This is a genomic window from Microvirga ossetica, assembly GCF_002741015.1.
Classification (GTDB): domain Bacteria; phylum Pseudomonadota; class Alphaproteobacteria; order Rhizobiales; family Beijerinckiaceae; genus Microvirga; species Microvirga ossetica.
The window spans coordinates 2,115,631-2,127,923 of sequence record NZ_CP016616.1; the positions used below are offsets into that span (position 1 = coordinate 2,115,631).

General features: G+C 60.3%; 15 protein-coding genes and 1 other RNA gene. 7 read left to right on the top strand and 9 right to left on the bottom strand.

Going from position 1 to position 12,293, the window contains the following annotated elements:
• Nucleotides 1-4 precede the first annotated feature (4 nt).
• From BB934_RS09990 to BB934_RS10005, 4 genes are all read right to left on the bottom strand, one after another.
• Complete coding sequence (locus BB934_RS09990; RefSeq protein ID WP_099509491.1) at nt 5-1,669, bottom strand: dipeptide ABC transporter ATP-binding protein; 1,665 nt, start codon at nt 1,667-1,669, stop codon at nt 5-7.
• Entirely contained in the window at nt 1,666-2,577 is a 912-nt protein-coding gene (locus BB934_RS09995; protein WP_099509492.1) for an ABC transporter permease, read from the bottom strand. The genes BB934_RS09990 and BB934_RS09995 overlap by 4 nt, the downstream gene beginning before the upstream one ends.
• Nucleotides 2,574-3,518, bottom strand: coding sequence for an ABC transporter permease (locus BB934_RS10000; protein WP_099512723.1), 945 nt, complete (start codon nt 3,516-3,518; stop codon nt 2,574-2,576). Before BB934_RS10000 ends, BB934_RS09995 begins: the two co-directional genes overlap by 4 nt.
• Nucleotides 3,519-3,605: 87 nt before the next feature.
• Nucleotides 3,606-5,273, bottom strand: coding sequence for a TIGR04028 family ABC transporter substrate-binding protein (locus BB934_RS10005; RefSeq protein WP_099509493.1), 1,668 nt, complete (start codon nt 5,271-5,273; stop codon nt 3,606-3,608).
• Nucleotides 5,274-5,463: 190 nt separating this feature from the next.
• On the opposite strand from BB934_RS10005, the gene BB934_RS47000 reads away from it, so the two are divergent.
• The 7 genes from BB934_RS47000 to BB934_RS10040 all read left to right on the top strand — a co-directional run bounded on the left by BB934_RS47000 (nt 5,464) and on the right by BB934_RS10040 (nt 8,504).
• Nucleotides 5,464-5,607 (top strand): hypothetical protein, encoded by a 144-nt coding sequence (locus BB934_RS47000; RefSeq protein WP_157934113.1) that lies wholly within the window; start codon nt 5,464-5,466, stop codon nt 5,605-5,607.
• A 464-nt stretch (nt 5,608-6,071) separates the two neighbouring features.
• Nucleotides 6,072-6,281 carry a cold-shock protein gene (locus BB934_RS10015; protein WP_099509495.1) on the top strand — a complete coding sequence of 70 codons (210 nt, stop codon included), beginning with the start codon at nt 6,072-6,074 and terminating at the stop codon, nt 6,279-6,281.
• A gap of 113 nt (nt 6,282-6,394) precedes the next feature.
• A complete protein-coding gene (locus BB934_RS10020) occupies nt 6,395-6,592 on the top strand; it encodes a hypothetical protein (RefSeq protein ID WP_099509496.1) in 198 nt (65 codons plus the stop codon).
• A gap of 46 nt (nt 6,593-6,638) precedes the next feature.
• A complete protein-coding gene (locus BB934_RS10025; protein WP_099509497.1) occupies nt 6,639-6,986 on the top strand; it encodes a DUF6481 family protein in 348 nt (115 codons plus the stop codon).
• Between the two features lie 42 nt (nt 6,987-7,028).
• Complete coding sequence (locus BB934_RS10030) at nt 7,029-7,223, top strand: hypothetical protein (protein WP_099509498.1); 195 nt, start codon at nt 7,029-7,031, stop codon at nt 7,221-7,223.
• 83 nt (nt 7,224-7,306) lie between these two features.
• The gene (rpsU, locus tag BB934_RS10035; protein WP_099509499.1) at nt 7,307-7,609 is read left to right on the top strand and encodes a 30S ribosomal protein S21; all 303 of its coding nucleotides are present in this window, start codon (nt 7,307-7,309) and stop codon (nt 7,607-7,609) included.
• Nucleotides 7,610-7,784: 175 nt separating this feature from the next.
• Nucleotides 7,785-8,504, top strand: a complete 720-nt coding sequence (locus tag BB934_RS10040; RefSeq protein ID WP_237050237.1) for a lysophospholipid acyltransferase family protein — start codon at nt 7,785-7,787, stop codon at nt 8,502-8,504.
• A gap of 73 nt (nt 8,505-8,577) precedes the next feature.
• On the opposite strand, the gene BB934_RS10045 is transcribed toward BB934_RS10040, so the two are convergent.
• The 5 genes from BB934_RS10045 to BB934_RS10065 all read right to left on the bottom strand — a co-directional run bounded on the left by BB934_RS10045 (nt 8,578) and on the right by BB934_RS10065 (nt 12,293).
• Entirely contained in the window at nt 8,578-9,318 is a 741-nt protein-coding gene (locus BB934_RS10045; protein ID WP_099509501.1) for a hypothetical protein, read from the bottom strand.
• 80 nt (nt 9,319-9,398) lie between these two features.
• Nucleotides 9,399-9,782, bottom strand: a transfer-messenger RNA (tmRNA) gene (gene ssrA, locus BB934_RS10050).
• Nucleotides 9,783-10,024: 242 nt separating this feature from the next.
• Nucleotides 10,025-10,729: a fumarylacetoacetate hydrolase family protein gene (locus BB934_RS10055; protein WP_099512724.1), complete on the bottom strand. Its 705-nt coding sequence runs from the start codon at nt 10,727-10,729 to the stop codon at nt 10,025-10,027.
• Nucleotides 10,729-11,481: an ABC transporter permease gene (locus BB934_RS10060; RefSeq protein ID WP_099509502.1), complete on the bottom strand. Its 753-nt coding sequence runs from the start codon at nt 11,479-11,481 to the stop codon at nt 10,729-10,731. The genes BB934_RS10055 and BB934_RS10060 overlap by 1 nt, the downstream gene beginning before the upstream one ends.
• 11 nt (nt 11,482-11,492) lie before the next feature.
• A complete protein-coding gene (locus tag BB934_RS10065; protein ID WP_099509503.1) occupies nt 11,493-12,293 on the bottom strand; it encodes an ABC transporter ATP-binding protein in 801 nt (266 codons plus the stop codon).

Genomic DNA, 12,293 nt, shown 5'->3' on the forward strand with positions numbered 1-12,293 from the left:
GGAATCAGTGCCGGTCGGCACTGCGTTGTCCGGGAATCGCGTTGATGAGTTCGCGCGTGTAGGCGCTGCCCGGACGCAGGAACACGTCCTCGACGCGGCCGCTGTCGACTTGGCGCCCGTTGTGCAGGACCGAGACCGTGTCCGAGATCTGACGGACCACGGCGAGATCGTGGGAGATGAAGAGGTATGTCAGCTCAAGGGCCTGCTGAAGTTCCTCAAGCAGTTCCAGGATCTGCGCCTGCACCGTGACGTCGAGAGCCGACACGGCCTCGTCCAGCACCAGCACCTGCGGATCAAGCACGAGGGCTCGGGCGATAGCGACGCGCTGCCGCTGTCCTCCGGAGAGGGCGCGGGGCTTGCGGGTCAGAACCGATTGCGGAAGGCCGACACGCTCCAGAATGGCATGAACCTTCCTCGTCCGTTCTTCCCGCGGCAGGGGATCGAAGTTGAGAAGCGGCTCCTCGACGATCTGAAAGATTGTCTGCCGCGGATCGAGGGAGGCGAACGGGTTCTGGTAGACGAGCTGGATCGTCTTGCGGAACTTGCGCAGGTTTTCCCCGCGCAGGGTCGTCACATCGACGCCGTCGACGAGAATGCGCCCCGAGGTGGGCCTCTGGAAGCCGACGATGCTACGCGCGGTTGTCGTCTTGCCCGAGCCGGACTCACCCACGATCGCGTGGGTCGTTCCCCTTTGCACGATGAAGGATATGTCGTCCACTGCCCGAAAAGCCTCTCGCCTGCCGCCGACGGAGAAATCCTGCACGAGGTTCTCGACGACGACGGCGTCATCGCTGCCGCTGAGGCGCGGGGATCGGGCCCGGGGAACGGTGCGGATCTTCCCGAGAGACGGCGCATCGGCCAGAAGCTTGCGCGTGTACTCGCTGCGCGGAGAAGCCAAAACCTCCGCAGTCGGGCCCTGCTCCTGAATGCGTCCGCCCTTGAGCACGACAATGTGGTTCGCTCGGTCCGCCGCGACTCCCAGGTCGTGGGTCACCAGCAGAACGGCCGTGCCGTATTCGCGGCGCAACTCGTCGATCAGATCGAGGATGCGCTTCTGCACCGTCACATCGAGAGCGCTGGTGGGTTCGTCGGCGATGATCAGCGCCGGGCGCAGGGCAATCGCAATGGCGATCAGGACGCGCTGGCGCATGCCGCCGGACAGCTCGTGCGGGTATTGTTTAGCGCGCAGATCAGGCTGGGAGAGGCCCACGCGGGCCAGAAGCTCGATGACACGCGCATCGATTTCCGCCCGGCTGCCCTGCCGGTGAATCTGAAGCACTTCGGCGACTTGAGCACCGATGGTCTTGACCGGGTTGAGCGATGTCGTCGGATCCTGTGGGATCAGGCTGATCTTGCTGCCGCGAATGGTGTCGAGCTGCTTCTGCGACCAGCCCGCGATATCGGTGCCGTTGAGCCGGACCGCACCGGATTCCAATCGGCCATTCTCTGCCAGAAGCCCGATCACGGCTTGTGCCGTGGTGGTCTTTCCGGAGCCCGACTCGCCCACGAGCGCTACGACCTCACCCGGACGCACAAGCAGCGAAACCTCGTGGACGACCCGCTGAAATCCATCGCTGCCGCGATAGCCTACCGCAAGATTGCCGATCTCGAGAACGGGCGCGTTCGAGATGTCCGTCGACGTGGGCCTGATATTGATTGCCATCGTCATGCTCTGTCCTTTCCGAAGGACTGGCTGATGCGGTTCGCCGACAGGACGACCAGGATCACCACGATGCCGGGGACGGTCGTCAGCCACCAGGCCCGCGCGATGTAGTTCCGCCCTTCGGCGATCAGCAGGCCCCATTCCGGCGTCGGCGGTGGCGCGCCGTAGCCGAGAAAGCCCAGCGTGGAGATCGTCAGAATGGCCCAGCCGAGCTGCAGGGCTGCGAACGCGATCACCGAGGTCAGGGAGTTGGGGAGGATGTGACGCAGCAGAACCCGGCTGAACGATCCGCCGCTCCCGAAGGCCGCCTCGACATAATCGCTGGTGCGGACCCTCACCACCTCGGAACGGGCAAGCCGCGCGAAGCTGGCGATCGACGTCACGCCGACGGCGATGGCGGCATTCACGATGCCGAAGCCGAGAAGAATGACGATGCTGAGCGAAAGAAGAAGCTGCGGGATCGACAGCAACACGTCGACGCCGCGCATGATGGCCTCGTCGATCCTGCCTCTCGCCGACCCCGCGAGAATGCCGAGCGTGGTGCCCACCACAAGGCCGACGCCGACGGCCACGAAGGCCCCAGAAAGCGAATTGCCTGCGCCATAGATGATGCGGGCCAGAAGATCACGTCCCAGCGCATCGGTGCCTAGCCAATGCTCAGCGCTCGGTGCACGGAGTTGCTGGCGCGCGACCCCGACCGTGGCGCTGTAGCTGGTGAACCATTGCGGGAACAGGGCCCAGAGCACGACGACGGCCATGACGAACCAGGCCAGAACCAGACCCGGCTGGATGCTTTTGATACTCTTCAGCCAACGGGCACCCGACGAAACCCGCGTCGATCCTGGAGAGGAGCTTTTGAGGATGTCCGCGTCGTCGCGCAGCAAGCTGCGCCCGATCATGTTCAGGCCAGTCATGCGAGAGCTCCTTGTCTCACTCTCAGGCGAGGGTCGAAGACGGGGTAGAGCAGGTCCACCGTCAGATTGATGAGCACGAAGGCCGCCGCAGAGAACACGACGATCGCCTGAAGGACCGCGATGTCCTGATCACCGACGGAGCGCTGTGTCAGCCCGCCGAGGCCGTTGAGGCCGAATACTGCTTCCGTAACGACCGCACCGGCCAGCAACTCCCCGAACAGGATCCCGCTGATGGTCAGGGCCGGCAGGACTGCGTTCTTCGCCACATGCTGCCACAACACCCACCGGTGCGAGGCGCCTTTGGCGCGGGCGACCGCGACGAAGGGCTCCGTCAGCACGTGGTCGATATTGCGCATCAGGATCTGGGCGAGCGGCGCCGAGATCGGGACGGCCAATGTGAGAACCGGAAGGATCAGCGCCTGCCAGGGGCCTGGGTTGATGACCGGAATGAGCTTGAGCTGAAACGAGAAGACCTGGATCAGCAGGATCCCCAGCCAGAACACGGGCGTGGAGATGAAGAGCGCCGGAATCGACTGGATGAAGGAGCGCAGCCAAGCGAGGGGAGACAACGCCGAAAGAGCGGCAAGCGTCACCGCGAGGATGACCGCCAGCAGAAAACCGAATGTCGCAAGCCACAGGGTCGGCGGCAGGTTGGCAAAAATCAGATCGCCGACGGGAACGCCTGCATGAATGGAATAGCCGAAGTGACCGGTGAGGAAATTCGAGACGGTATGGATATACTGCATCCAGAGCGGGCTGTCGGCTGCATAGGACGCACGGATCTCCGCGATCTGCTCAGGACCCAAGCCGAGTTCGGGATTGAGGAACTTGATGAGGATGGCATCCCCTGGTAATGCCTGCAGCAGGATGAACGAGACGGTAAAGGCAGCCCAGAGCACGAGGGCCGCCTGTCCGATCCTTCCGATCACGTATCGCGACATGTGAGATCCTGTCCGAACATCGAGACGATCGACGGGAGCCGGCCGGATGTCGCCCGTCTGCGACATCCGGCCGGCCTTGAGATATCCTCAGCGCCGCGGCGCCAGCCAGGTGTTGTAGAAGCTGGGACGACCGACGGCTTCAAAGGACACGCCCTTCACGTAAGGAGCGGCAGCAAAGGCCTGCGGCTCTTCGAAGATCGGGATGGCGTAGGCCTGATCGACCACGTAGTTTTGGATCTCGCCTGCAACCCCGAGGCGCTTGGTGCGGTCGGGCTCGGAGGCGAGCTGATCCAGAAGCGCGTTCAGCCTTTCGTCGACGAAGGACTGCACCTTGTCGCTATTCCCGCCCTTCTGCAGCAGAACATTGCGGTTGGTCGGGTAGTACTGGCTCTTGATCACGTCGGGATCGGCGCGGCCGACCATGGCCGGCGAGACAGGTGCCTTGGCGGGATCGAGATTGTTCACGACTGCGCTGCCCGAGTCGGCGGTCAGCACGTTCAGCTTCACGCCGATCTTCTCCCATTGCTGTGCGACCAGCTGCAGCGTTTCCTTGTTCTGCGGCTGCGGCAGGGATTCATAGGCCGAGAGCTCGAGCGTCTGACCGTCCTTCTGGCGCCGGCCATTGGCGCCGAGCTTCCAGCCTGCCTCATCGAGCAACTGCTTGGCCTTCTCGACGTCGTAGGAGAGCTTCGGCGAGAGATCGACATAGCCGGATGCCGTCTTGGCGATGATCGAGGTCGCCTTTGGGTAATTGTCCGAGAACAGGGTCGAGACGATCTCATCCGTGTTGGTGGCATGGAGCAGCCCACGACGAACCCGAACATCGGCGACGAGCGGATTGTCGGGGCGGAAGACGACGCTGTTGTTCACGCCGCGCGTCGAGGGCGCGTAGATCAGATATCCTTCGTCCTCGACCTGCTTCTCGTCATATGCCTGGATCTGGCGAATGATGTCGGCCTGCCCGGCTACCAGGCCGCCGATGCGTACGCTGTCTTCCGGCGTGACGATGTATTTGATCTCGTCGAGATAGGCGCGCCCCTGATGCTCGAGCTTCGCTGGGCCCCACGTATAGTCGGCGCGCGCTTTCAGCGTGAGCTCGCGCCCGAGCGTTTCGCCTGCGACGACGAAGGGACCCGAGCCGATGATCTTCGTGGCGTCGCCCAGCGCCTCGTAGGGCAGTGCTAGGGTCTTCAGCGACACGAGACCGGACCCGATCACCGATGTGCCTTGCAGAAAGCCGGGCGACGGCTTCCTAAAATAAAACTTCACCGTCTGCGGATCGACGACCTCGCTCCGGTCGTAATTGTTGATGACCTCCGAGATCGGCAGCTTCAGTTCCTTGTTGCCGCGCCCGAACGTGTCGTAGTTCCCGGCCACGGCAGCGGCATCGAGAGGGGTGCCGTCGGAAAACGTCACGCCTTTCCGGATCTTGAAGGTGTACTCCGTCGCATCCGCATTCACCGACCACGACTCAGCGATCCAGGGTTCGATCTCGAGCGTCTTGGGATTCTGATAGGTCAGCTTGTCGGTGATCTGGTTGAGGATTCCACCGTTGGGATAGAATCCGCCTGCCGGCGGATAGAGATTGGTATGAGGCTGCTGCTCGAGATAGACCAGCGTGCCCCCTTTCACAGGGGCACCCTCGGCGCCTGCAGCGATCGCGCTGCCGCGCCATATCGAGGAGCCCGCTAGGAATGTGGCTCCAACGAAGACGGCAAGGCCAACTTTGCTTCCGAAGCGAGATTTGAGTGTCACGATATATCCCCTGTGCGGCTAGCGTTCGAGCCAAATGACAGAGGAATTATCGCGCCGGAACGTCCGCTAAAGCAACCGAAATGTTCTTTCTTTAGAACTGGCCGGACCAGTAAAATCTTCTTCCGGGCCATCACCTAGGAGAAGTTTATCCTCCTAGATGCCGGATGTTACGTCCGTAGCAGGTCAGATATTGCCCGATCTGCTCGAGGATGATCGCTCGGATTTCTTCACGGGTGAGGCTGCTTTGCTGCGGCTGCCGCGCCGGGATGGACCTGCCCAACTGATGTCCCTGAGCGGCCTCGGCGTCGAGCAGAGCGACGGCTCCACTGCTTAGCATCACGCAGCGACCAAATTCAAAATTGCGGATAGCAGGCTCGGCGCTCAATCATGAGTTACTGAGAGCAGTCCGAACATGTCGGTAGGATTGATGGTATATGGTCCATCTTGTGGAATATTACCCGAGAGAATGGGAAATAATGATAAAAAGGACGAAATGACGGCTATTGAGGACCGCTAGCCGACGCTTCACTTCCACAATGATAAGGGGGCAAGCGTTCAGTCACGGGCTATTGTTGCCGATGATCTGGAAATAACTGAGGAATCGTGCCTTGTATTTGCCGCAAGGGCGCATTAGATAAACCTTATCGACATTTGGCCGGACAATCGGGCCGTTTCGCCTTGGCTATCCGGGCGCACGTTCAGACACTCTTCCAAACATCGACGAACCCAAGCGTGAGGTCATGCTTCCGCATGCCCTCCGCTCACGTGCGCTTGCGCCTACAAACTAAGGATACTCCCATGATCACGGGCACCGTTAAGTTCTACAACGATCAAAAAGGCTTCGGCTTCATCCAGCCTGACGATGGCAGCAAGGACGTGTTCGTCCACGCCACCGCTCTCGAGCGCGCCGGCATCCGCGGCCTGCGTGAAGGTGAGAAGGTCTCCTTCGACACGGCCGAGGATCGCCGCAGCGGCAAGGTCGCCGTCAACAACATCCAAACGGCCTAAGAACAATGCGGCACCACACTCCATCGGTGCTGCCTGCGGAGCCGCTCCTGCGTGGAGCGGCTTTTTCAATTTTGAGGCGCCATGATGGAATGGCCAAAGTGGGTGATAGCGCGATGTACACGTTCCGGAAGACCTCTGCCAAATCCGTGATGTTCGTGGTGGATTATGACGATGCACGCCGAGCCTATCTCTGGATCGACAATCCGGAAAAGGCGTCGAACACGCGCGCTGTCGAAACAATGGCGCGAGCTCAACAGGAGCAGGGTACGCTTCCTGAAGGCACCATCACCAGCATCAAGCGTGTCCGATAACTGAAATTGGACAGGCCATATGGCGTCCATAAGATTGACAGGTGACATGAAGCAGAAAGATTTCGGCGAGCGCCTCCAGGCTTCCCAGAGCGCGAGGCAAGCCATGATGGCGAAGTTCCGCCAGCGGCCCGGACCCGACGACCCGGCCGTTTCCGAACGGCGATCGGCTCGAGCCGCAGTAAGTGCAGCACGCGAGGGCCGCCTGGCCGACCGCGAGACGAAGCGCCTTGCGGAAGAAGCCGAGCTTGCCACCGTACGGGAAGCCCATGCAGCGGATCAAGCCGCGCAGGAACGGCGCGCGGTGGACGAAAAGGAGGCAAACGATGCCAGACTCGAAGCGGAGCGCAAGGCTGCCCGGGATGCTCGTTATGCTGCCCGCAAGGCACGGAAATAGCTGTGCCCGATCCGGCTTATCCAGCCGCAAGGAGGTTGACTGATGCCCCATAAGTTCAAAGTTAGACAGATGGTCCGCCTCGCGCATCCCGGATTCTCTGACACCCGAGTAAGCGCTGCCAGCATTTACGAGGTCGTGAGGCTCATGCCGGCCGATCCGAGCGGAGAGGTTTCGTACCGGATCAAATCCGGAGCGATCGAGAGGGCCGTGCGCGAGAGTGAAATCCGAAGCATGTAGGTCCTTGAAAGCGCAACGGTTGCAGATCCATCGAATTTTACCGTGGTGGAAGTGACGCCCAAAACCACCAGAAAGGACATCCCGTGCAGGTCCTCGTACGCGACAACAATGTCGATCAGGCTCTCAGAGTACTTAAGAAGAAGATGCAGCGCGAAGGAATCTTTCGCGAGATGAAAGCACGGAAGTCCTACGAGAAGCCTTCCGAGCGAAAGACGCGCGAAAAAGCGGAAGCTGTTCGCCGTAATCGCAAATTGGCCCGTAAGAAGGCTATTCGTGACGGTCTGATTGCCGCTCCCAAGCCGAAGCCACGTTTCGCCGGGCCGCGCAAGCTTGCGGCGGTTCCCAGTTCAGCTCCACGCACTGAAACGACAGAGGCGAAGGTCTAGCGGGACCGGAGCAGAAGAGCCGAGAACCTTTCTCAGGCCGGCAGGCGGCGCAGTATTGATCCGGCGCCACTGCATGCTCTTTGCCCGAATGGATCCGGCACCACCGCTCGGTCACCGAGCCCTCGAATTCTCATTCGCATTTCAACGACAATCCACCTTAAGAAGTCATTTCGCCGTGCAGCGCTTTCGCTCAACCCTCTTCGACATTCTGCTGACAGTCTGGACCGGGCTCTTTGCACCCGTCCTGGCATTTTTGTGGCTGATTGGCTCCCCGGAACGCGGAGTCCGGCTGACATCCCGGCTATGGGCTCGCGGTGTTCTCGTCAGCCTGAAATGGCTTGTCGGTTTGACCTATGCCGAGCGGGGACGAAATAATATTCCCGACGAGCCATGCCTGATCATCGCCAATCACCAATCGACATGGGAGACGCTCGCGTTCCTGGTCCTTTTTCCGGATGTGGCCATCGTCGCGAAGCAGGAATTGCTGACGATTCCTGTCTTCTCTTGGTTCCTCCGCAAGTCGCCGATGATCCTGATCGATCGGGAAAGCGGCTCGAAAGCGGTCAGAAAGATGATCGATGAAAGTCAGGCGGTGCTGGCCCAGGGCCGGTCGGTGCTGATCTTTCCGGAAGGTACGCGAAAGTCAGCTTCGGAGCCTGTCGAGTTCAAGCGCGGGGTGGAACTGCTCTATACGAGGCTCAACCGGGTGGTTCTCCCGGTGGCTTTGAACTCGGGTCTGTTCTGGGGTCCCGATCGTGCCTACAAGCGGGCCGGAACCATTTCGGTTTCCTATCTCGATCCGATCGAGCCAGGGCTTGCAGGAAGCGAATTCACCCGCAAGGCGGAGCAGCTTCTCGAAACCGAGAGAAGACGATCCTGGCTGCGGGCAGCCTGAGGCTGACAGTCGTTCAGTCCGACAACACGCATGGTTGTCGGACCTGTCAGCGATCGGCGGCGTCGATCCGGATCTAGTGCTCGGCGACCAGTTCGACGAATGGCTCGAGGCTGGCATAGGGCAACGTAAATTTCTCTCCCCGGAAAAGCATCGGCACATCCTGCCCACCGGCGAGGCCAGATGTCAGCTTGCTACGAACCGTGAAGGTTTCTCCGGCCTTCACAGGTCCCCAGGGCTCATCAAGATGGTCGATCACGCCAAGTTCGCTCAGCTTGGCTTCAACCGTTTGCGTCCGAATATATGAAGGCAACTGCCGAAGACCACTCTCGATATCATCGCGCAAGGCAGCATAAGCTGGATTGCGGACCTTGTAGCGAAGCTCTGCATCCTCGGTGAACCGCCACAGAGATCCCGTAACCATCTTTTGATCCTTGGTCAGGGGCCGCTTCTCAGAAGCATCCGCCTTCTTTCCAGCTCGGGCGCTAGCCGGAGCATCCGCTGGCTGAAGATCGGCAATCAATGCCCATTTGGTCGACCATGCGGCAGCGCGATAATCGCCTTTCGTCAGACGATCCGTAAATTCCAAGATATCGGGATCAATAGGACTCTTGCTGCCGCTGGCCTCGAAATATCGCAGCCGCATCTCGTCTGGGAGAAGCAGGTAAAAACTGTCGCTCTTGACGTCCACATCGAAGATTTTGGCAACCTTCACCACCCGATCGCGGGTGGACGGAGCTTCCACGCCATCGCCCGTCGGGTAAACCATCGTTCCTTTGGGAACGCGGACATAGCCGTTCACTTCAATCTCCGACATCTGGATTTGGTCTCTCTTTCCTGTGACGCAGCGCCTCTGCGAGAATCTGCAGATCGCTTGAAAATGGGAACGGCACCCGAAGGTGCCGTTTCTGTTGCTAGGCTTCCCCAAGCCCCGGATGGTTACGCCGCGAGGCGCACCGCACCCATGTCAACGTTGTCGTTGGCATTTGTGAGTTTGCACTATCAAGGCCGTAGCTCAGCCTAATCGCAGCCTAGTCTTTATCACGCCCAGTCGAACCCATATCGCCCCCATCGAAAACACACCGGACGGCTCCATGGCCTCAACGAAAGGCCCGTCGCCCAAACCCCGTACTGCGGTACCTGAACGGCCGATGTGCTTATGGTGGAGGCGGCGGGAATCGAACCCGCGTCCTAAACGCCTATTCCACTCTGCCTCTACGATCATAGTCAGGCGAGCCTGACCCCCTGGATATAGGGCTCCGGCAACCCAAAGTCCAGTCCTCGGGCATGCGATAGAACTATGACAGCAGTTCCGGCCGAGATGAAGTGCCAGATAATGCGGGTCATCTCGTCGCCGTCGAGCTCCACGACCGGATTGGCAACCTCGATCTTCGCCACCCGTGGCTCCTGAATGATTGAGACGCCGGCGGTCGCTCCGCCGCAAAATTGCACCGCAGCACAAGCAAATGCGCTGCGGTGTTGTTAGGTACCGTTCGCCCGCATCTCGCTGCGGACTAATCAGGCTAGACCACAACGACCTCGATCGTCCCGACGCCCTCAACGAAGCCTTCTAGGACATCGCCTCGATTAACCGCGCTGACCCCGGCCGGGGTGCCTGTCATGATGATGTCGCCCGGCTGCAGTGTGAACAGGCCGGAAAGGTACGAAATCATCTCCGGCACCTTCCAGATCAACTGGTTGAGATCACCCTGCTGACGGATTTCTGCGTTGACCTTCAGCGTGACCGCGCCTGACGTCGGATAGCCGATCTCGCTCGCAGGGACCAGCGGGCCGCAGGGAGCGGAGGCTTCGAAGGCTTTGCCGACTTCCCAGGGACGTCCCAGCTTCTTAGCCTCGCCCTGGAGGTCGCGACGGGTCATGTCGAGTCCGACCCCGTAGCCGAAGACGTGATCGAGCGCTGCTTCCACCGGGATGTTAGAACCACCCTTGCCCAGCGCCACCACCATCTCGATCTCGTGATGCACATCCGAGGTTGCGCTGGGATACGGGAACTTGCCGTCAGTGACGATGTTGTCCGGATTCTTCTGGAAGAAGAACGGCGGCTCCTTCGAGGGGTCGTGACCCATCTCGATGGCGTGCTCGGCGTAGTTGCGACCGACACAATAGATACGATGGATCGGGAAAAGCTTGTCACTGCCCTTTACGGGCAAGGTGGCAACCGGTGCCGGTTGAACGACATAGCCGGTCACGGCGAGAGGCGCATTCATCATCTTACTCCTGCGTAATAGTCGACTTTTTTCTCAATGTGTTCAATGGCTGCCGACATCAGCATCGCCGCAGCGAAGAGGATGATCGTCAATGCCCAGAAGTTCTCCATGTCGAAGCTGCGTGAGTAGAGCTCAAACAGTTCGCCATAACCGATGATCGCCACCAGAAGCTGGCCGATCACCACGCCCTTTACGCCGCGCACGAGGCCAAGGCGGATCCCTGCAAGGATCTCCGGCAGTGCGGCAAGGAGAACAATTTTTCCGTAAAGAGCGAAGGGAGAGGCACCATAGCAGCGCCCCATCTCGATGAGCGAGTTCGGCACATGCTGAATGCCCGCTCGCGTGTCCAACACGATGATCCACACCGCGAAGAGAAAGACCGTGACGATGACCGTGGTCTCGCCCATGCCGAACAGGATCATCAACACCGGAACAAGCGCGGAAAGCGGCGCGCTGACGAAGATGTTGACCCAGATGCCGAACAGCTCGTCTGCGGCCTTGAACCGCCCCATCAGCACGCCCAGCGTGACGCCGACAATTATGGCGAACGCCATACCGATAGCGAAACTGTGCAGCGTGATCAGCGCGGCCGCTTGCCATGTGCCGGTCTGCACCATCGTGATGCCGGCCAACAGCACGTTCGAAAGCGGCGGCACCAGGAACATCAGGCCGGATTGTCCGACCAGTTCCCAAACAAGACACCAGACCAGAAGTGATGCCATCATCGGCACCCGGTATCCATAAAGAGTCATAGCCGCCCTCCTCAGTCCACGTAGTGTTTGAGGCCCTGCCAGATCTCCTCGACGGTATCGAGATAGCCCTGATCACGGCGAATCGCATCAGGGGAGGCCGTCCGGTCAATCCTGGGCTCGATGATCTGCGCGACGCGGCTCGGCCGGCGCGAGAGCAGTACGATGCGATCCGATACGTAGACAGCCTCTTCGATGCTGTGCGTCACGAAGATGAAGGTTTTGCGCTCCTTCTCCACCAGCTGCAGCAGATCTTCCTGGAACTTGCGGCGGTTCTGCTCATCCACTGCAGAGAACGGCTCATCGAGCAACAATACCTCCGCATTGACTGCGAAGGCGCGTGCAAGACCGACGCGCTGTCGCATGCCGCCGGAGAGCTCGTGCGGATATTTGTCCTCGAAGCCCGTGAGGCCGACCTCGGCGATGTAGTGGCGGGCGATGGACTGGCGCTCAGCCTTGCCCATGCCCTTCAGCTCAAGCCCAAACGCGACATTGCGCATCACTGTCGCCCACGGCATCAGGGCAAAGTCCTGGAACACGAAGGCACGTTCCGGACCCGGACCCGTGACGATCTTGCCGTTCACACGCACTTCGCCCGATGTCGGCTCGACCAAACCGGCGATGATCTTGAGCAGGGTGGTCTTGCCGCAGCCGGACGGGCCAAGAAGCGTCGTGAGCTTGCCGCGAGGAAAGTCGAGGTCGATCAGGCGCAGAGCTTCGATCTCAGCATAGTTTTTGCAGATGCTGCGCACCTCGACTGCGGCATCATTTTCGACCCGAAGCGTAGCCTGGGCGGAAGCATTGGAAACGGTCAT